The organism is Pseudomonas sp. Marseille-Q5115, from assembly GCF_916618905.1.
Taxonomy (GTDB): Bacteria; Pseudomonadota; Gammaproteobacteria; order Pseudomonadales; family Pseudomonadaceae; genus Aquipseudomonas; species Aquipseudomonas japonica_A.
Window position 1 is genome coordinate 2,581,337 of sequence record NZ_CAKAKI010000001.1, and the last position, 18,279, is coordinate 2,599,615.

General features: G+C 61.7%; 17 protein-coding genes. 1 reads left to right on the top strand and 16 read right to left on the bottom strand.

Annotated features, from left to right (window positions below; genetic code table 11):
• Positions 1 to 58 precede the first annotated feature (58 nt).
• The 7 genes from lpdA to sdhC all read right to left on the bottom strand — a co-directional run bounded on the left by lpdA (position 59) and on the right by sdhC (position 9,236).
• Complete coding sequence (lpdA, locus tag LG385_RS11925; protein WP_181122163.1) at positions 59 to 1,495, bottom strand: dihydrolipoyl dehydrogenase; 1,437 nt, start codon at positions 1,493 to 1,495, stop codon at positions 59 to 61.
• 153 nt (positions 1,496 to 1,648) lie between these two features.
• Positions 1,649 to 2,881 (bottom strand): 2-oxoglutarate dehydrogenase complex dihydrolipoyllysine-residue succinyltransferase, encoded by a 1,233-nt coding sequence (odhB, locus tag LG385_RS11930; RefSeq protein WP_225774466.1) that lies wholly within the window; start codon positions 2,879 to 2,881, stop codon positions 1,649 to 1,651.
• A gap of 23 nt (positions 2,882 to 2,904) precedes the next feature.
• On the bottom strand, positions 2,905 to 5,751 hold the full coding sequence (locus LG385_RS11935; protein WP_225774467.1) for a 2-oxoglutarate dehydrogenase E1 component: 2,847 nt from the start codon (positions 5,749 to 5,751) through the stop codon (positions 2,905 to 2,907).
• Positions 5,752 to 5,992: 241 nt separating this feature from the next.
• Complete coding sequence (locus LG385_RS11940; protein ID WP_181114440.1) at positions 5,993 to 6,697, bottom strand: succinate dehydrogenase iron-sulfur subunit; 705 nt, start codon at positions 6,695 to 6,697, stop codon at positions 5,993 to 5,995.
• A 14-nt stretch (positions 6,698 to 6,711) separates the two neighbouring features.
• Positions 6,712 to 8,484 carry a succinate dehydrogenase flavoprotein subunit gene (sdhA, locus tag LG385_RS11945; protein ID WP_225774468.1) on the bottom strand — a complete coding sequence of 591 codons (1,773 nt, stop codon included), beginning with the start codon at positions 8,482 to 8,484 and terminating at the stop codon, positions 6,712 to 6,714.
• 3 nt (positions 8,485 to 8,487) lie between these two features.
• A complete protein-coding gene (sdhD, locus tag LG385_RS11950; RefSeq protein WP_181114444.1) occupies positions 8,488 to 8,856 on the bottom strand; it encodes a succinate dehydrogenase, hydrophobic membrane anchor protein in 369 nt (122 codons plus the stop codon).
• Entirely contained in the window at positions 8,850 to 9,236 is a 387-nt protein-coding gene (sdhC, locus tag LG385_RS11955; protein ID WP_181114446.1) for a succinate dehydrogenase, cytochrome b556 subunit, read from the bottom strand. The genes sdhD and sdhC overlap by 7 nt, the downstream gene beginning before the upstream one ends.
• A 350-nt stretch (positions 9,237 to 9,586) precedes the next feature.
• On the opposite strand from sdhC, the gene gltA reads away from it, so the two are divergent.
• Positions 9,587 to 10,876, top strand: a complete 1,290-nt coding sequence (gltA, locus tag LG385_RS11960) for a citrate synthase (RefSeq protein ID WP_181114448.1) — start codon at positions 9,587 to 9,589, stop codon at positions 10,874 to 10,876.
• Between the two features lie 96 nt (positions 10,877 to 10,972).
• Here the strand turns inward: gltA and LG385_RS11965 are convergent, their stop codons facing one another.
• The 9 genes from LG385_RS11965 to LG385_RS12005 form a co-directional block, all read right to left on the bottom strand.
• The gene (locus tag LG385_RS11965; protein WP_225774469.1) at positions 10,973 to 11,575 is read right to left on the bottom strand and encodes an START domain-containing protein; all 603 of its coding nucleotides are present in this window, start codon (positions 11,573 to 11,575) and stop codon (positions 10,973 to 10,975) included.
• A gap of 16 nt (positions 11,576 to 11,591) precedes the next feature.
• Entirely contained in the window at positions 11,592 to 11,870 is a 279-nt protein-coding gene (locus LG385_RS11970; RefSeq protein ID WP_225774470.1) for a YkgJ family cysteine cluster protein, read from the bottom strand.
• A 112-nt stretch (positions 11,871 to 11,982) separates the two neighbouring features.
• Positions 11,983 to 12,543 carry a hypothetical protein gene (locus LG385_RS11975; protein WP_225774471.1) on the bottom strand — a complete coding sequence of 187 codons (561 nt, stop codon included), beginning with the start codon at positions 12,541 to 12,543 and terminating at the stop codon, positions 11,983 to 11,985.
• Positions 12,544 to 12,632: 89 nt separating this feature from the next.
• Positions 12,633 to 14,078, bottom strand: a complete 1,446-nt coding sequence (locus tag LG385_RS11980; protein ID WP_225774472.1) for a PLP-dependent aminotransferase family protein — start codon at positions 14,076 to 14,078, stop codon at positions 12,633 to 12,635.
• A 122-nt stretch (positions 14,079 to 14,200) separates the two neighbouring features.
• Complete coding sequence (locus LG385_RS11985; RefSeq protein ID WP_225774473.1) at positions 14,201 to 15,019, bottom strand: OmpA family protein; 819 nt, start codon at positions 15,017 to 15,019, stop codon at positions 14,201 to 14,203.
• Positions 15,016 to 15,351 carry a DUF4398 domain-containing protein gene (locus tag LG385_RS11990; protein WP_225776230.1) on the bottom strand — a complete coding sequence of 112 codons (336 nt, stop codon included), beginning with the start codon at positions 15,349 to 15,351 and terminating at the stop codon, positions 15,016 to 15,018. Before LG385_RS11990 ends, LG385_RS11985 begins: the two co-directional genes overlap by 4 nt.
• 25 nt (positions 15,352 to 15,376) lie before the next feature.
• Positions 15,377 to 16,189 (bottom strand): substrate-binding periplasmic protein, encoded by an 813-nt coding sequence (locus tag LG385_RS11995; protein WP_225774474.1) that lies wholly within the window; start codon positions 16,187 to 16,189, stop codon positions 15,377 to 15,379.
• A 90-nt stretch (positions 16,190 to 16,279) separates the two neighbouring features.
• Positions 16,280 to 17,209 carry an electron transfer flavoprotein subunit alpha/FixB family protein gene (locus LG385_RS12000; RefSeq protein ID WP_181114466.1) on the bottom strand — a complete coding sequence of 310 codons (930 nt, stop codon included), beginning with the start codon at positions 17,207 to 17,209 and terminating at the stop codon, positions 16,280 to 16,282.
• Complete coding sequence (locus tag LG385_RS12005; RefSeq protein WP_225774475.1) at positions 17,209 to 17,958, bottom strand: electron transfer flavoprotein subunit beta/FixA family protein; 750 nt, start codon at positions 17,956 to 17,958, stop codon at positions 17,209 to 17,211. Before LG385_RS12005 ends, LG385_RS12000 begins: the two co-directional genes overlap by 1 nt.
• Between the last annotated feature and the right edge of the window lie 321 nt (positions 17,959 to 18,279).

The following is an 18,279-nucleotide window of genomic DNA, read 5'->3' on the forward strand; positions in this document are numbered from 1 at the left end:
TTCCGCGGCAAGCCCTGTTCAGGGCCAACGACGGGCGGCACGCCGTGGTTTCTTGTTGTTAACGCTTCTTGCGGTTGGCAATGTGAATGGCACCGCCATTCACGGCCAACGCGGCTTCGTGCAGCGCCTCGGACAAGGTCGGGTGCGAGAACACCATCATGCCGAGGTCTTCTGCGCTGGTACCGAATTCCATGCCGATCGCCCCTTGCTGAACCAGCTCGGCGGCGCTTGGGCCGATCACGTGGACGCCCAGTACGCGGTCGGTTTTCGCATCCGCGATCACCTTGACGAAGCCGCCGGTGTCGTTGGCTGCCATGGCACGGCCACTGGCGGCGAACGGGAAGGTCCCGACGTTCACTTCAACGCCTTCGGCCTTCAGGGTTTGCTCGGTCTTGCCTACCCACGCGATTTCCGGGTGAGTGTAGATGACCGACGGGATCAGGTCGTAGCTCATCGTGGCCTTGTGGCCCTTGATGCGCTCGACAACCATGATGCCCTCTTCGGAAGCCTTGTGGGCCAGCATCAGGCCGCGCACCACGTCGCCGATGGCGTACACGCCCGGCACGCTGGTGGCGCAGTAGTCGTCGACGAAGATGAAGCCACGCTCGTCGATGTCAACGCCGCTGTCGGTGGCCAGCAGGTCGGTGGTCACCGGGCGACGGCCAACCGCGACGATCAGCTTGTCGAAGACGATTTTCTGTTCGCCGTTGGCGTCGGTGAAAGTGACTTCCACTTCGTCGCCGTTCACCTTGGAGCCGGTAACCCGAGCGCCCAGGCGAATGTTCAGGCCCTGCTTGGTCAGGGTTTTGTAGGCTTCCTTGGAGACTGCTTCGTCAGCGGCCGGCAGGAACTTCTCCAGTGCTTCGAGCACGGTGACTTCCGCGCCCAGGCGCGACCACACCGAACCCAGCTCCAGGCCGATCACGCCAGCGCCGATCACGCCAAGGCGCTTGGGCACGGTCTGGAATTCCAGGGCGCCGGTGGAGTCCACGATGACGTTCTGGTCGACCGGGGCCGGCGGAATATCGATCGGGCGGGAGCCCGAAGCCAGGATGACGTTGTCAGCCTCGACCACTTCGACATTGCCGTCCTTGCCGGTGACTTCGACCTTTTTGCCGGCCAACAGCTTGCCGTGACCTTCGAGCAGGGTCACGCCGTTGGCCTTGAACAGGGTAGCGACGCCAGAGGTGAGGTTCTTCACGATCTGGGACTTGCGGCCCACCATCGCTGGAACGTCCATGGTCACGCCAGCATGGTTGATGCCGTGTGCCTTGAAGCCGTCTTCGGCTTCATGGAATTTCCAGGAGCTGTCCAGCAGCGCCTTGGAGGGAATGCAACCCACGTTCAGGCAGGTACCGCCCAGTGCGGTCTTGCCTTCCTTGTCCTGGTATTTCTCGATACAGGCGGTCTTCAGGCCGAGCTGGGCAGCCTTGATAGCGGCTACATAGCCACCAGGGCCGGCACCGATCACTACCACGTCGAATTTCTGAGTCATAAAAGGTCCTTAGAGCTACAAGCCTTGAACTACAAGCTACAAGTTACAAGCTTCAAGTCAAAGCAGATCAACCGCACGATCACGCTGGTTGCCCCACCACTATCCAACTTGCCACTTGCAGCCTGTAGCTTGAAGCCGCAGCCGAGGCTGCGATTAGATGTCGAGCAGAAGACGAGCCGGATCTTCCAGCAGGTTCTTGATGGTGACCAGGAAGGTTACCGCTTCCTTGCCATCGATCAAGCGGTGATCGTACGACAGCGCCAGATACATCATCGGGCGGATCACTACCTGGCCATTGATGGCCATCGGGCGCTGGATGATGTTGTGCATGCCCAGGATCGCCGCCTGCGGCGGGTTAACGATCGGAGTAGACATCATCGAACCGAAAGTGCCGCCGTTGGTGATAGTGAAGGTACCACCGGTCATCTCTTCGATGGACAGCTTGCCGTCGCGTGCCTTCTTGCCAAAGGTGGCGATGCCGTTCTCGATTTCCGCCAGGCTCATCTGCTCGGCATTACGCAGTACAGGCACCACCAGGCCGCGATCGCTAGACACAGCCACGCCTACGTCAGCGTAGCCGTGGTAAACGATGTCGGAACCGTCAATGGACGCGTTAACCGCCGGGAAACGCTTCAGCGCCTCGGTGGCGGCCTTCACGAAGAAGGACATGAAGCCCAGGCGTACGCCATTGTGGGACTTCTCGAACAGGTCCTTGTACTTCGAGCGCAGTGCCATGACTTCGGTCATGTCCACTTCGTTGAAGGTGGTCAGCATGGCCATGTTGGACTGTGCTTCGACCAGACGCTCGGCGACCTTGGCACGCAGGCGGGTCATCGGCACGCGCTTCTCGACGCGGTCGCCCGCAGCGGTAACCGGAGCGGCGGCAGCGGCAGGCTTGGCGGCGGGTGCCTGGGCCGGAGCGTTTTTCTTCGCTTCGACTGCGGCAACCACGTCTTCCTTGGTGATGCGACCGTCTTTACCGGTGCCCTTGATGCTGTTCAGCGCAATGCCGTTCTCTTCGGCCAGCTTGCGAGCGGCGGGGCCGCCCCTGGCGTCCTCGTCGGCGCTGGCAGGTTCAGCGGCAGCGGCAGCCACGGTAGCGGCGGCCGAGGCACCGGCAGGCGCGGCAGCAGGAGCAGCGGCAGCACCGCCAGCCTCGATCGAGCCCAGCAGCTCGTCGGAGAGCACGGTGTCGCCTTCGTTCTTGACGATAGCGCCCAATACACCATCAGCGGTGGCGAGAACTTCCAGCACGACCTTGTCGGTTTCGATGTCGACGATCAGTTCGTCACGCTTGACGGCTTCGCCCGGCTTCTTGTGCCAGGTGGCAACGGTACCGTCGGCAACCGATTCCGGGAAAGTGGGGGCTTTGATCTCGATAGCCATTATCAGTAGTTCCTTAATTCGGTTCAGTGCGCGTTGGCGTTGACAGTGAAAGCGTCATGGAGCAGTTTTTCCTGCTGCTCGGCGTGCATCGAAGCGTAACCGACAGCAGGTGCGGCCGAGGCTTCGCGGCCGGCGTATTCCACCGTCAGCGACCTGTTGTGGTTACCGATCACACGGCGCATGTGATGCTGGCTGCTGTACCAGGCACCCTGGTTCATCGGCTCTTCCTGGCACCACACTACGGTCTGCAGGTTGGTGTACGGCGCGAGGATTTCGGCCAGATCGTTGTCCGGGAACGGATACAGCTGCTCAAGGCGCAGGATGATGGTGTCTTCGCGGCCGTCGGCACGGCGTTTTTCGAGCAGATCGTAGTACACCTTGCCGCTGCACAGCACCAGGCGAGTCACCTTGGCCGGATCGAGGTTGTCGATTTCCGGGATGACAGTCTGGAACGAGCCTTCGGCCAGGTCCTCGAGGGTCGAAACCGCCAGCTTGTGGCGCAGCAGCGACTTGGGCGTGAGTACCACCAGCGGCTTGCGCAGCGGGCGGATCACCTGGCGACGCAGCAAGTGGTAGATCTGCGCAGGCGTGGTGGGTACGCATACCTGGATATTGTGCTCGGCGCACAGTTGCAGGTAACGCTCCAGGCGCGCCGACGAGTGCTCCGGCCCTTGCCCTTCGTAGCCGTGCGGCAGCAACATGGTCAGCCCGCACAGGCGGCCCCACTTGTGCTCGCCGCTGGTGATGAACTGGTCGATCACCACCTGGGCACCGTTGGCGAAGTCACCGAACTGCGCTTCCCAGATCACCAGCGAATTTGGCGAGGTGGTCGCATAGCCATACTCGAACGCCAGCACCGCTTCCTCGGACAGGAAGGAGTCATAGAGCTCGAAGCTTGGCTGGCCGCCGAACAGATGACGCATCGGCACATAGGTCCCGGCGTCCTTCTGGTTGTGGAGCACGGCATGGCGGTGCGAGAACGTACCGCGGCCGATGTCCTGGCCAGTCATGCGAACCGGATGACCTTCGAACAGCAAGGTGGCGTAGGCCATGGTTTCGGCGTAGCCCCAGTTGATCGGCAAGCCACCGGCCTGCATCTTCTGGCGATCTTCGTAGATCTTCGCGACCTGGCGCTGAACCACGAAGCCTTCAGGCACTTCCAGCAACTTGGCGGACAGCTCTTGCAAGGTCTTGAGATCGAAGCGGGTGTCGTGGCGCGCGGTCCAGGCGTGGCCCAGGTAGGGCCGCCAGTCCACGAACAACTCCTTGTTCGGCTCTTTGACCAGGCTTTTCACCACATGCAGGCCGTTGTCCAGCGCGCTGCGGTATTCGTCTACCTGCGACTGGGCGATATCTGCGGTGATGGCATTGCCCTGCACCAGGCGCTCGGCATACAGCTCACGTGTAGTGCGCTGCTTGGCGATCTGCTGATACATCAGCGGCTGGGTGCCGCTTGGTTCGTCCGCCTCGTTGTGGCCGCGACGGCGGTAGCACACCAGGTCGATCACTACGTCGCGCTTGTACTGCATGCGATAGTCGATGGCGAGCTGGGTCACGAACAGGACGGCTTCCGGATCATCGCCGTTCACGTGCAGGATCGGCGCCTGGATCATCTTGGCAACGTCGGTGCAGTACTCGGTCGAACGAGCGTCACGTGCGTTGCTGATGGTGAAACCAACCTGGTTGTTGATCACGATGTGCACGGTGCCGCCGGTCTTGAACCCGCGGGTCTGCGACATCTGGAAGGTTTCGAGTACAACGCCCTGCCCGGCGAACGCGGCATCGCCGTGAATGGACACGGGCACAACCTTGTCACCAGCGGAATCGTTGCGGCGATCCTGACGAGCGCGAACCGAACCCTCGACCACCGGCGAAACGATTTCCAGGTGGGAGGGGTTGAATGCCAGCGCGAGGTGAACTTCGCCACCGGAAGTCATCACGTTGGAGGAGAAGCCCTGGTGATACTTGACGTCGCCGGAGCCCAGCTCGACCTTCTTCTTGCCTTCGAACTCGTCGAACAGGTCGCGCGGGTTCTTGCCGAAGGTGTTCACCAGTACGTTCAGGCGGCCACGGTGAGCCATGCCGATAACGATTTCCTTCGCACCGTAGGAACCGGAGCGCTGGATGATCTCGTCGAGCATGGGGATCAGGCTCTCGCCCCCTTCCAGGCCGAAACGCTTGGTGCCCGGGTACTTGGTGCCCAGGTACTTCTCGAGGCCTTCGGCTGCGGTGACGCGCTCAAGCACGTGGCTCTGGACTTCCGGAGAATACACCGGGCGCCCGCGCACGCTTTCGAGGCGCTGCTGGAACCAGGCGCGCTGCTCGGAATCGACGATATGGGTGAACTCGGCGCCGATGGTGCGGCAATATGTCAGCTGTAACGCTTCCTGGATCTCGCGTAGGCTCGCTTCTTCCTTGCCGATGAACAGGTCGCCGGTACGGAAGGTCGTGTCAAGATCGGCATTGGTCAAGCCGTAATGATTGATCGACAGGTCTGCCGGAGCGGGCCGTTGCCACAAGCCCAGCGGGTCCAGCTGGGCCGCCTGGTGGCCCTGCATCCGGTACGCATGGATCATGCGCAGCACTTCAACCTGCTTCTTCTCGTGCTCAGTGCTTACGCTCCCGGCGGAAACCGGTTGGGCGCGGCGCTGATTTTTCGCCAGCAGCACGAAATGATCACGAACGGTCGAGTGCGAAACGTCGGGGGCGGTGCTGCCTTCGGCGGGCAACTTCTGGAAGTAGGTGCGCCACTCTTCTGGCACAGCGTTAGGGTCGTGCAGGTAAAGCTCGTAGAGCTCTTCCACATAGGCAGCGTTACCACCTGAAAGGTGGGCGCTTTCCCACATGCGCTGCATCACGCTTTCTTGCATGCTTGGTCACCCTCGGTTAGGGGCCACCACCGGCGCGAACCACGGCGAGCCTGAACAAGTCCGGTGCAGCGACTCGAACACAGCCACCAAGGGTTACGCAGATAGTCCGGGTACCAGCCCGGATGCCCCTGCTGGTCTCATTTCGTCAAATAAAAGCGTCAGCCGTGAGGCGTCTGCTCAAGTTGTCGCCGCAGCCGAGCTGGCGGGCCCGACCACGGCGTGTTTCTGTGCTGCGGGTAGATCAGATGCCGCTTTGCAGCAACATGTTACGCACGTGACCGATGGCTTTCGTAGGGTTCAGACCCTTCGGGCACACGTTCACGCAGTTCATGATGCCGCGGCAGCGGAACACGCTGAAGGGATCGTCCATTGCGGCCAGACGCTCTTCGGTGCGCGTATCGCGGCTGTCCGCCAGGAATCGGTAAGCTTGAAGCAGCGCGGCCGGGCCCAGGAACTTGTCCGGGTTCCACCAGAACGACGGGCAGGACGTGGAGCAGCAAGCGCACAGAATGCACTCGTACAGGCCGTCCAACTTCTCGCGGTCTTCGGGCGACTGAAGCCGCTCGATGGCCGGTGCCGGGGTGTCGTTCTGCAGGTACGGCTTAACTTTTTCGTACTGCTTGTAGAAGATGCTCATATCGACGACCAGGTCACGAATGACCGGCAGCCCAGGCAGCGGGCGCAATACCAGCTTGTTGCCCTTCACCACGGCAGACAACGGCGTGATGCACGCCAGGCCGTTCTTGCCGTTGATGTTCATGCCGTCGGAGCCGCAAACACCCTCGCGGCAGGAACGACGGTACGAGAAGCCCTCGTCCTGTTCCTTGATGAGCGCGAGCACGTCCAGAACCATCAGGTCCTTGCCGCCGGTATCGACCTGGAAGTCGACCATCTTCGGCGCGGCGTCCTGGTCCGGGTTGTAACGATAAACACTGACTTGCAACATAGCGGTCATCACCCTTAGTAGGTCCGGACTTTAGGTTCGAAAGCCGGCACGGTTTTCGGCGCGAAGTTCACGGCACGCTTGGCGACGCGCTTTTCACCCGGGTAGTAAAGGGTGTGGCACAGCCAGTTTTCGTCGTCACGGTCTTCGTAGTCTTCGCGGGCATGGGCACCACGCGATTCCTTGCGCTCCTCGGCCGCGATCGCGGTGGCCTCGGCGACTTCCAGCAGGTTTTGCAGTTCCAGCGCCTCAATGCGGGCGGTGTTGAACCCCTGGCTCTTGTCGTTGATCTTCACATTGGCAATTCGTTCACGCAGGGTCGCCAGCTGAGCGATACCCTTCTGCATGTATTCGCCGGTGCGGAACACCCCGAAGTAGTTCTGCATGCAGTTCTGCAGCTCGCGACGCAGGGTTGCCACGTCTTCACCGGTGGTGCGTTCGTTCAGGCCGCTCAGGCGAGCCAGGGCAACGTCCACATCGGTGGCGCTCGCGTCACGGTATTCGATACCGTCGCTGAGCGCTTTCTCGAGGTGCAGGCCAGCGGCGCGACCGAATACCACCAGGTCGAGCAGCGAGTTGCCGCCCAGGCGGTTGGCACCGTGAACCGATACGCACGCTACTTCACCGACCGCGAACAGGCCTGGAATGATCACGTCCTGGCCATTGGCGTCCTGTGTCATCGCCTGGCCATGAATGTTGGTGGCAACGCCGCCCATCATGTAGTGGCAGGTTGGAACGACCGGCACCGGCGCGACCACAGGGTCGACGTGGGCGAAGGTTTTCGACAGCTCGCAGATGCCTGGCAGGCGGCTGTGCAGCACTTCCTCGCCCAGGTGGTCCAGCTTGAGCATCACGTGGTCGCCGTTCGGGCCACAGCCGTTGCCGGCGATGATTTCCTTGACCATCGAACGGGCAACCACGTCGCGGCCGGCGAGGTCCTTGGCGTTGGGCGCGTAGCGCTCCATGAAACGCTCGCCGTGCTTGTTGATCAGGTAACCGCCTTCACCGCGGCAACCTTCAGTGACGAGTACACCGGCGCCAGCAATGCCGGTGGGGTGGAACTGCCACATTTCGATGTCCTGCACCGGCACGCCGGCACGCAGGGCCATGCCCACGCCGTCACCGGTGTTGATCAGGGCATTGGTGGTGGAAGCGTAGATACGCCCTGCCCCGCCCGTAGCCAGTACGGTAGCCTTGGCGCGGATGTAGACGGTTTCGCCGGTTTCGATGCAGATGGCAATGACGCCGACGAAGGCGCCGTCCTGGTTCTTGACCAGGTCGACCGCGTACCACTCGTTGAGGAAGGTTGTACCGGCTTTCAGGTTGCCCTGATAAAGCGTGTGCAGCAGGGCGTGACCGGTACGGTCGGACGCGGCGCAGGTACGCGCAGCCTGGCCACCCTTGCCGAAGTCCTTGGACTGGCCACCGAACGGGCGCTGGTAGATGCGGCCGGTTTCGGTACGGGAGAACGGCAAGCCCATGTGGTCCAGTTCGAAGACCGCAGCCGGGCCCTCCTGGCACATGTATTCGATCGCGTCCTGATCACCGATGTAGTCCGACCCCTTTACGGTGTCGTACATGTGCCAGCGCCAGTCATCGTTCGGATCCGCCGAAGCGATAGCGCAGGTGATGCCACCCTGGGCCGATACGGTGTGCGAGCGGGTCGGGAAGACCTTGGTGACCACGGCGGTCTTGTGGCCGCCTTGAGCCAGTTGCAGCGCGGCGCGCATGCCGGCGCCGCCGCCACCGATGATGATGGCGTCGTAGTTGAGCGTACGGATGTTGGACATGAATCAAATACCCCAGAGAATCTGCACACCCCAGACGAAGTAGGCGAACATTGCTACGCCACACACCGCCTGGAACAGGAACCGCACGACAGTCGCCGACTTGCCCAGCGCCATCGGCGTGAGGTAGTCGGTGGAGATGGTCCACATGCCGACCCAAGCGTGAGCGCTGAGGGCAACGAGGGACAGCAGGCTGAAGATGCGCATCCAGTTATTGGAGAACAGGGCATGCCACTGGGCGTAGTTCAGCCCGGGGTGTGCCACCAGGTAGCCGATCAGGAAAATGAAGTACACCGCGAGAACGACGGCCGAAACCCGCTGCGCCATCCAGTCGTAAAGGCCCGAACGGGACAGGTTAGTGACGTTGGTTACCATATCCAGACTCCCGCCAGAACGATCAGCACTACAGAAACGACGATGACGATCTTGGAGCCGAGCTTGCCGCCCTCGAGCGTCTCACCCACGCCAGTGTCCATGATCAAGTGGCGAACACCTGCCACCAGATGATAAAGCAGAGCGGAGAGCAGGCCCCACATCACAAGCTTGGCCAGCGGACTGGTCAGATACGCCTTCACCTCGCCAAAGCCTTCCTCGGAACCCAGCGACTTGCCCAGCGCGTAGAGCGCGATGGCAATGCCAAGAAACAGGATGACACCGGAAACGCGATGGAGAATGGACGTGTAAGCAGTGACGGGAAGTTTGATGGTCCTTAGGTCTAGGTTTACAGGTCGTTGGCTATTCACGGCTTTTTTCACACTGAAGAGCCCCCAGCAAGCAGGGCAAAGTTGTAGGGAAGTGTACTGGTCAGGTACCCACCACCCGGGGAGTGACACGACAGCGGAGCGGGCCGGAAAGCCCCTGACGGTCGGACGCCGAGTATAGACAGTTAGGATACTAATGACAACGTAAAGGACTGTTCCGCAAACCGTGTTGCGACGCCTCTCGAAAAGGCGTAAACGGCGATGGTAAACGGCGGAATCGATACCGCTAGAAGGCCTGTACGGCAGGCCTTTGGCAAATTGACTTTAGGATTTATCACACTATAGTGGTGCGGGCCCTGCGTGGGGGGTCTGTCTGATGATTTGAAGCATTAATAGGAGGCCACATGGCTGACAAAAAAGCGCAGTTGATCATCGAGGGCGCAGCCCCCGTCGAGCTGCCGATTTTAACCGGCACCGTTGGTCCCGAAGTAATTGACGTGCGGACCCTGACCACTACCGGTCGCTTCACCTTCGACCCGGGCTTCATGTCCACCGCGTCGTGCGAATCGAAGATCACCTACATCGATGGCGACCAGGGTGTATTGCTCCACCGCGGCTACCCTATCGAACAACTCGCCGAAAACTCCGACTACCTCGAAACTTGCTACCTGCTGCTTAATGGCGAATTGCCAAATGCCGAGCAGAAGGCAAAGTTCGTCAGCACCGTGAAAAACCACACCATGGTGCACGAGCAGTTGAAGACCTTCTTCAACGGCTTCCGCCGTGATGCCCACCCCATGGCCATCATGTGCGGCGTTGTAGGCGCCCTGTCGGCGTTCTACCACGACTCCCTGGACATCAAGAACCCGCAGCACCGGGAAATCTCGGCCGTTCGCCTGATCGCAAAAATGCCGACCCTGGCAGCGATGGTTTACAAGTACTCCATGGGCCAGCCCATGATGTACCCGCGCAATGACCTGTCGTACGCCGAAAACTTCCTGCACATGATGTTCAACACCCCGTGCGAGATCAAGCCGATCAGCCCGGTGCTGGCCCGCGCGATGGACCGGATCTTCATCCTCCACGCCGACCATGAGCAGAATGCGTCCACCTCCACGGTGCGCCTGGCAGGCTCTTCGGGCGCCAACCCGTTTGCCTGTATCGCCGCCGGTATTGCCGCACTCTGGGGCCCTGCCCACGGCGGCGCGAACGAAGCCGTACTGGCCATGCTCGATGAAATCGGCGACGTGTCGAACATCGACAAGTACATTGCCAAGGCCAAGGACAAGAACGACCCGTTCAAACTCATGGGCTTCGGCCACCGGGTGTACAAGAACTTCGATCCTCGCGCCAAGGTAATGAAACAGACCTGCGACGAAGTGTTGGCCGAACTTGGTATCAAGAACGACCCGCAACTCGAACTTGCCATGCGCCTGGACGAGATCGCGCGCAACGATCCTTACTTCAAGGAGCGCAATCTGTACCCGAACGTAGACTTCTACTCGGGTATTATCTTGAAGGCGATTGGCATTCCGACCAGCATGTTCACCGTGATCTTCGCACTGGCGCGGACAGTCGGCTGGATTTCGCACTGGAAGGAAATGCTCTCCAGCCCCTACAAGATCGGTCGCCCACGTCAGTTATATACTGGCGAACCGAAGCGGGACCTGCAAAAGCTGGAAGATCGCAAGTAAGTTTGCCCCGCCTGCTTGCCCACCGGCATGCAGGCATGCGAATTGACGAGGGGCGGCCTGCGAAAGCCGCCCCTCTGTGCTTTCAGAGCAATGGATCTACGGCTTTTCCGCTGCCACCTTCAAACCACGCAAGGTATTGAACGGCGCGTCGACTACAAATTTGTTCGCAATCATCGACGGTACGCTGCCGCCCGGCTCGGTATGTACCTGGTAGGTGACAATCGTGTCCGCCCCCTTGGGCTCCATCTTCCAGAAACCCTCTACCTGGGCAACACGCACAAAGCCCTTTTCCTCCGGGAGATAGGCCGGCACGCCCTTGAGCGTCCGCGTCACGCTGCCATCGGCACCCTCGCTGGTAGTCACCTGCAACACCGAGTCGCGTGGCGTTACCGGCCACGGCGTATTGAACTGCGTGTAGGTCCAGCTTTGGGCTCCCTCGTGCTTGAGCAGCTTCTGAGCCTTGCACTCGTGAATCCAGGCGCAGGCGCCCGCTACGTCTTCCTGCAACGCACGCACTCGCGCCAGGGGCGCATGAATCGTCGCCACCCCTTTATAGGCTTTGTAATCGGACCCAGGGACACTGCTGAGGGACACGGTAATGCCGCCCTCGTCCTTTGCAATCTGCCAATCCTCGGCAATGGCTTGCGCCGAAATCCATGGCAGCACGCAAAACGCGGCCACTCGATACATCGCTCTCATAGGTTTTCCTTTTTATTCACGAGATGCAGGTCTGCGCCCTTTCGCCCCCGGTAGCCCCTTCCAGCCAACTGAGTATCCGCACCGCATCCAGATTGTCCGTACCGCAAAAGGCTACGTCAGCCTGGAAAGCACTGCACACCGCCGGCCGCTCCGGGCGGCCGAAAATCTGGCACAGGTTGTCCGGCCCAAGCTGCACGCAGCGCTCACCCGCAGGTTTGCCGTTGGGCATACCCGGAATCGGGGAAGAAATGGACGGTGCGATACAGCACGCACCACAACCTGCGCGGCATAGCATGACGGAGCTACTCCAGGACGAGAATAATGGGATGGCGCCCCGCGATAGTAACCGCCCAAACAGGTGTTTGAAACCTCTGTTCGACGTGTCACACAAAGGCCGGGCCGTAGCGCTACTGCTTGAACTTGAAGTCCAGCGCGGCGCCGTCGACCTCTCGGCGGCTTTCATTACGTAGTTGCAGGTCCATTTCATTAGTAAGCAGGCGCCCGTTCAGCTGGAACGGCTCCGCCCCGTCCTTCGACGTGAACAGCGAGGGCAGCAAGGGCTTGCCGTCGGCGCTGGGAGCGGCGGTCACCGGCTTGGCCGCCTCGGCCTGGCCTGGCGGCTGGAGCTGGTTGACCATGTCCTTCGGCAAGCTGAGGTCCAGCTTGGCCGCAGGGATATCCGAGGCGATCACATCCGCCGATTTGCGAGCCTTGGATTTGCTGGCCACTGCCTTCGATGTCTTGCCCTTTGCCGCTGCTACCGGCTTGGACGTGGCCTTGCCTTGCGACTTGGCGTGCGCCTGTTTCGAGGGCTTCGCTTTGGCAGCGGGCGGTGCGGGTAGTGAGGACGACACCGGGGCGGGCGCGCCCAGCGTGAATTGCTCGGGAGCGGCCGCTCCAACAGGCGCCGCGATCAGCGGCGTGGCTAACACAGTCAGCAGGCAGAGCAGAGGCTTGAGACAGTTCATTTCAGGCTGGCCACCACGGTCGGACACCCCCTATGCTCACCCTCGCCAGCTGCGATGGCAAGAGGCGAACCGCTTGCAGTTCCGACCGCTCAGTACCATGCGCTGTTCCCTGTCTCTTCACACAATTGCGTGGCCAGCACGCCAAGGGTCATGAGCGCCCGCTCCGCCTCACGATCCCAGGGGATGCCGCAGTTCAGGCGAATACAGTGGTTGAATTGTTCCGTGTTGCTGAAGATCAGCCCAGGCGCGATGCTGATCCCTTGATCCAGGGCACGAACGTGCAATTCCTGCGTATTCACTCGCCCCGGCAGGCTCACCCACAGAATGAAGCCCCCGATTGGCCGCGTCATTTGGGTGCCTACGGGAAAATGCTGCTGAACCGCAAGCTGATACGCCGTGAGGTTCTTGCGGTACTCCTGCCTGATGTGGCGCAAATGCCGATCGTAACCGCCGTTCTCAAGATAACTGGCGATGGCCATCTGGGTGACGCTGCACGCTGAGTGCGTGCTGAAGGTCTGTAACCGCTGGATCTCGGCCTGGTGCTTGCCGGCGATCATCCAGCCTATGCGAACACCTGGAGAAAGCGTTTTGGAAAAGCTTGAACAGTAGATCACATGGCCGTGGCGATCATAGGCCTTCAAGGCCTTGTGTCGCCCCTGATCAAACATCAGCTCGCCGTGAATATCATCTTCGATGATCTGGATATTGAATTCGGCAGCCAGGCGCAGCAGCTGTTTCTGCCGGTCTTCCGGCACCACCCCGCCCAGGGGGTTGCTCAGCCGGGAGGTCATCATCAGCGCCTTGATCGACCACTGATTCGCCGCCAGTTGCAAAGCCTCCAGGCTGATCCCGGCGGTGGGGTCGCTGGGGATCTCTATCACTTTCAAGCCCAGCAGATCGGCCAGCTGCAGTAGCCCGTAATAGGTCGGTGATTCTGCGGCAATCAGGTCCCCCGGGCGCGTGAGCGTGCGCAAGGCCATTTGCAAGGCATCCACGCAGCCATGGGTAATCACCAGTTCGGAAGGGTCGACCACCACGCCAGCATCGCGCATGCGAATGGCGATCTGCCGGCGCAAGGGTTCGTAGCCAGGGCTGAACATGTAGCTGAACGCCCGCGGGCTCTGGAAGCGGGTGACCTTGGCGATCTGCTGGTGCAGCGCCCGCACGGGCAGGTATTCAACATGGGGCACAGCGGCACCAAGGGCGAACACACCGTCGCGCCTGGACTCATCCAGCACCTGTTGAATGATACTGCTGCGGGTAACCAACCCTGGCCGTTCCACCCGGGCAATGTCCGGGGTGGGCGCCGTGAGCGCCGGCGTCTGGTGCACGTAATAGCCCGATTGAGGACGGGCGCGGATCAGCCCTTGATCCTCGAGGTTGGCGTAAGCCTGCAAGACTGTGGCGTGGCTGACATTGAGCTGGGCGCTCATCTTGCGGACCGAAGGCACACGCTCGCCGGGTTGATACACACCCTTACGGATGTCTTCGGCCAACTGTTGGGCAATACGCTGATACAGCAACAGGTTCGTCATCGGCGCTGGCTTTCCACCGTGTATAGGAACAGTTGCGAACTGTACGGGGACAGTTGCACTGGAGAGCCAAAGGATAACGCCAGCGGCCCCTCAGTACGAGAGGCGCGGGCGTTGGGGGCAGCTTACTGACGTTTATCGCCCAGCGCGCCGGCCCGGTCCGAGATCACGATCTCCACGCGGCGGTTGAGCGCCCTGCCCCGCTCGGTGGCATTGGCTTCGACCGGGTACTGGTCGCCGTACCCTTGCACGTCGATGCGTCGCTCCTCCACGCCAAGGTCCACCAGCATGTCCGCCACTGCCTGCGCCCGATCCTTCGACAACTTGAGGTTGTCTTCCGCGGCGCCGGTGCTGTCCGTATAGCCCTCGATGCGGATGATCCGGCGAGGGTTCATTTGCAGGAACTGCACGAGCTTGAGCAGGGTGCGATTGGCTGAAGGCTTGAGGTCGGCCTCGCCGGTATCGAACAGCACATCGCCCAGGGTAAGCACCAGGCCGCGATCCGCATCTGTGGTGGTCAATGCCAACAGTTGATCTTCCAGCCACTGGCCTTGGCGCTGCACGCTGAGCAGCTTGGACTCGCGCAAGGCAAGCTGCAGGCGCTCACGCTCCAGGCCCTGACGTTGCAGTTGATCGAGGTTGGCGGCGGCCAAGCTGTGAGCCAGGGCGATATCCGTGTAGCGCATGCTGAGGTAGGCATAGTGGCGCACATCATCGCTGGCGCCCCAGTAACCGGACAACCGTTCGGCCCGGGCCAGGGATTCTCCCGCGCGAATAACGTCCTTGGGCGCGTGGCGCAGCACCTCGGTGTTGTCCCGCACGCCCTGGAAGCGCGCCGACGCCTGGGACACCGCTTCATCAGCGGCATGGTTGGCGCAACCGGCAAGGCCCAACGCCAGCCAGGCGCCGATCACTGGGCGCCATGCATGACGAACGCGGCTCATTGCACATCCCCCAGCTGCTTGTGCAGGCGCTGGATGCGGGCGTTCATCTGGGCCAATTGCTCGCGGCTCTTGCGGGTGAGCTCGTTGGCTTCCGCCAGGCGAGCGTCGAGCTCGGCTTGTTCCAGGGCCATGCGCGCCGCCTTGTTGTTATGGTCAGCCAGGTCCGCCCTGGCTTGGGCTGCCTTGCTCAGCGCATCGGCGAGCGGCGCGGTGTTGTCCGCTGCACCCACGGCGCGGGCCTGTTCGATCGCTTGCTCGGTGAGGCGCAGCTGTTCATCGGGTACAGGGTCGGTGGCGCAGCCGGCGAGCGCCAGCAGCGCTCCGGCGATCATCAATCGTTTGTTCACACAGCGTTTCCTATGGTTTGACCGCCCCGGACATCGCCTGCTGCTGTTGCTTCCAGCGCTCGGCGTTACGTTGCAGGATCGGCTGGATCCCGCCGGAGGCGGCCAATTCTGTCATCTTTTTCGCCAGCTGTCCGCGCAGCCAGCCATCGTTGCAGGCAGAGTCCTGAGCAATGGCCAGGTAAATTCCCGGACGGTCCACAGCCACCTCGCTGGCCACAACCCGCCCGTCCAGCCCCAGCGCAGCGACCGCCGCCGCGCCGGCATAACGGGGGGCGACGGCGTAGTCAGCTTTGCCTTGCGCCAGCGACTCAAGGGTATGGGTAAGGTTTTCGGCAGGCTGCAGCGTAAGGTGCTCAGCCGCGAACGCAGCGAACGCAGGTGTTGGCCGAGCCTTGGCGGACATCACCCCGCGGTGGCCGGGCAAGTCCGCAAGCGTCGTATAAGGAATGGTGGAGCCCTGGCGACTCCATACCAGATAATCGTTGAAGGCCAATGCGGGATGAACGTAGTCCAGATGCTCAAGGTCGGCCTCGGTCAGCACGGCATCAGCGAGGATATCCATACGGCCGCTGCGCACTTCTTCCAGAGCCTGCGAGCGGCGGCCTGCGTACAGCACGTCGATTTTCACGCCCAGTTGCGCGGCAGCGCTGGCCAGCACGTCTACGCTCGCACCGATCAGCTTGCGTGGGTCCGCCGGGTCGCGCCAGGCATAGGGCGGAGCGTCGGGGCTGGCCGTGGCCACCAGCCGCTCGCAGCTTCCGGCCGCCAGGCACAGGGATGGGAACGCAGCCACGCAGGCCAGCCAATACGACGCAATTCGCATGATGGGTTCAGGCTTTGTCTGTTCTGGAGCGCGGAGCATATAAAAAAACCCGGGCGATTGCCCGGGTTCCTTTGCAGCGACTCGCAGCGATCACACCAGCTTTTCGAATTCCGGGATGATCTCGAACAGGTCACCTACCAGGCCATAATCGGCGACCTGGAAGATTGGGGCTTCTTCGTCCTTGTTGATCGCGACGATCACCTTGGAGTCCTTCATGCCCGCCAGGTGCTGGATCGCGCCAGAGATACCGACGGCGATGTACAGCTGCGGCGCGACGATCTTGCCGGTTTGACCCACCTGCATATCGTTGGGCACGAAGCCTGCGTCCACTGCGGCGCGGGAAGCGCCCACGGCCGCGCCGAGTTTGTCGGCCAGGGCGTACAGGTGCTTGAAGTTGTCACCGTTCTGCATGCCCCGGCCACCGGACACCACGATCTTGGCGGCGGTGAGCTCAGGACGATCCGACTTGGCCAACTCTTCCCCAACGAAGGCGGACAGGCCTGCATCCTTCACGTCGCTGACCGCTTCCACAGCTGCCGAACCACCCTCGGCGGCGACAGGGTCGAAGCCGGTGGTACGCACGGTGATCACCTTCACCGCCGCGCTCGATTGCACGGTGGCAATGGCGTTGCCGGCGTAGATCGGGCGCTTGAAGGTGTCGGCGCTTTCAACCGAGATGATCTCGGAGATCTGGTCCACGTCCAGCTGGGCGGCCACGCGCGGCAGGAAGTTCTTGCCGTTGGTGGTGGCCGGGGCCAGCACGTGGCTGTAGCCGGATGCCAGGCCCACGATCAGCGGGGCCACGTTCTCGGGCAACTGATGCGCATAGGCAGCATTGTCGGCGACCAGCACCTTGGCCACGCCAGCCACTTTCGCAGCGGCTTCGGCCACGGCGCTCACGCCCTGCCCGGCAACCAGCACGTGTACATCACCGCCGATCTTCTGAGCCGCGGCGACGGTGTTCAGGGTAGCGCCAGCCAGTGCGCCGTTTTCGTGTTCAGCGATAACCAGGATAGCCATCAGATTACCTTCGCCTCGTTCTTCAGTTTTTCGACCAGTTCGGCGACCGACTTGACCTTCACACCGGCGCTGCGCGTGGCAGGCGCTTCGACCTTCACGGTTTTGTTGGTGGAAGCAGTGGAAACACCGAGCGCTTCTGGCGTGAAGATTTCCAGAGGCTTCTTCTTGGCCTTCATGATGTTGGGCAGCGACGCATAGCGCGGTTCGTTCAGGCGCAGGTCGGTGGTGACGATAGCGGGCAGGTTCAGCGCAACCGTTTGCAGGCCGCCGTCGATTTCACGGGTGACGTTCAGCTTGTCACCGGCCAGTTCGACCTTGGATGCGAAGGTACCCTGAGCGTAACCGGTGAGCGCAGCCAGCATCTGGCCGGTCTGGTTGTTGTCGCTGTCGATGGCCTGCTTGCCGAGGATCACCAGCTGCGGCTGTTCCTTGTCGACCACGGCCTTGAGGGCCTTGGCGATCGCCAGGGAGCCCAGCTCCTCGGCGGTGTCTACCAGCACGGCGCGGTCGGCGCCCAATGCCAGCGCGGTGCGCAGTTGTTCCTGGGCAGTGGCAGGCCCGACCGTGACCACGACCACCTCGGTAGCCACGCCCTTTTCCTTCAGGCGAACCGCTTCTTCCACGGCGATCTCGCAGAAGGGGTTCATCGACATCTTGACGTTGGCAAGATCGACCCCGGAGTTGTCCGCCTTGACGCGAACCTTGACGTTGTAATCGACCACTCGTTTGACAGCTACAAGAACCTTCATGGATTCCTCGTTACTCTCCGGTGAATAAAATGTCGCAGGGCGGGCCTTGCGATCGCTCATGGCACGGCGCGCAAACCCGCGTGCGGCGACGGCGCCGAGCGCGTATCGACCAGCAGCGTAGCAGGTTGCGAGGCCGTGTTCGCCCGCCCCGAAGCCTTGGGCCCGGAAGCCGCCACACGGCGCGAAACCAGCTGTCACAAGCGACAGCCGGCCTGAAACCGCCCGTATCTTGACCGTATAGGAATACCCGGTCAATACGCGGAACCGGCCGGTCACGCTGCTGCATGTAGCGAGTTTACTGGCCTGTCGGGAATTCAAACA

Coding starts and splice junctions, on each gene's coding strand:
- LG385_RS11975 (WP_225774471.1), bottom strand. CDS start 12,543: ATGAACTGTCTCAAGCCTCTGCTCTGCCTGCTGACTGTGTTAGCCACG.
- LG385_RS11990 (WP_225776230.1), bottom strand. CDS start 15,351: ATGATCGCCGGAGCGCTGCTGGCGCTCGCCGGCTGCGCCACCGACCCT.
- LG385_RS11965 (WP_225774469.1), bottom strand. CDS start 11,575: ATGAGAGCGATGTATCGAGTGGCCGCGTTTTGCGTGCTGCCATGGATT.
- sdhA (WP_225774468.1), bottom strand. CDS start 8,484: ATGTCCAACATCCGTACGCTCAACTACGACGCCATCATCATCGGTGGC.
- LG385_RS12005 (WP_225774475.1), bottom strand. CDS start 17,958: ATGAAGGTTCTTGTAGCTGTCAAACGAGTGGTCGATTACAACGTCAAG.
- LG385_RS11985 (WP_225774473.1), bottom strand. CDS start 15,019: ATGAGCCGCGTTCGTCATGCATGGCGCCCAGTGATCGGCGCCTGGCTG.
- odhB (WP_225774466.1), bottom strand. CDS start 2,881: ATGGCTATCGAGATCAAAGCCCCCACTTTCCCGGAATCGGTTGCCGAC.
- LG385_RS12000 (WP_181114466.1), bottom strand. CDS start 17,209: ATGGCTATCCTGGTTATCGCTGAACACGAAAACGGCGCACTGGCTGGC.
- LG385_RS11970 (WP_225774470.1), bottom strand. CDS start 11,870: ATGCTATGCCGCGCAGGTTGTGGTGCGTGCTGTATCGCACCGTCCATT.
- LG385_RS11995 (WP_225774474.1), bottom strand. CDS start 16,189: ATGCGAATTGCGTCGTATTGGCTGGCCTGCGTGGCTGCGTTCCCATCC.
- gltA (WP_181114448.1), top strand. CDS start 9,587: ATGGCTGACAAAAAAGCGCAGTTGATCATCGAGGGCGCAGCCCCCGTC.
- lpdA (WP_181122163.1), bottom strand. CDS start 1,495: ATGACTCAGAAATTCGACGTGGTAGTGATCGGTGCCGGCCCTGGTGGC.
- LG385_RS11940 (WP_181114440.1), bottom strand. CDS start 6,697: ATGTTGCAAGTCAGTGTTTATCGTTACAACCCGGACCAGGACGCCGCG.
- LG385_RS11980 (WP_225774472.1), bottom strand. CDS start 14,078: ATGACGAACCTGTTGCTGTATCAGCGTATTGCCCAACAGTTGGCCGAA.
- sdhD (WP_181114444.1), bottom strand. CDS start 8,856: ATGGTAACCAACGTCACTAACCTGTCCCGTTCGGGCCTTTACGACTGG.
- LG385_RS11935 (WP_225774467.1), bottom strand. CDS start 5,751: ATGCAAGAAAGCGTGATGCAGCGCATGTGGGAAAGCGCCCACCTTTCA.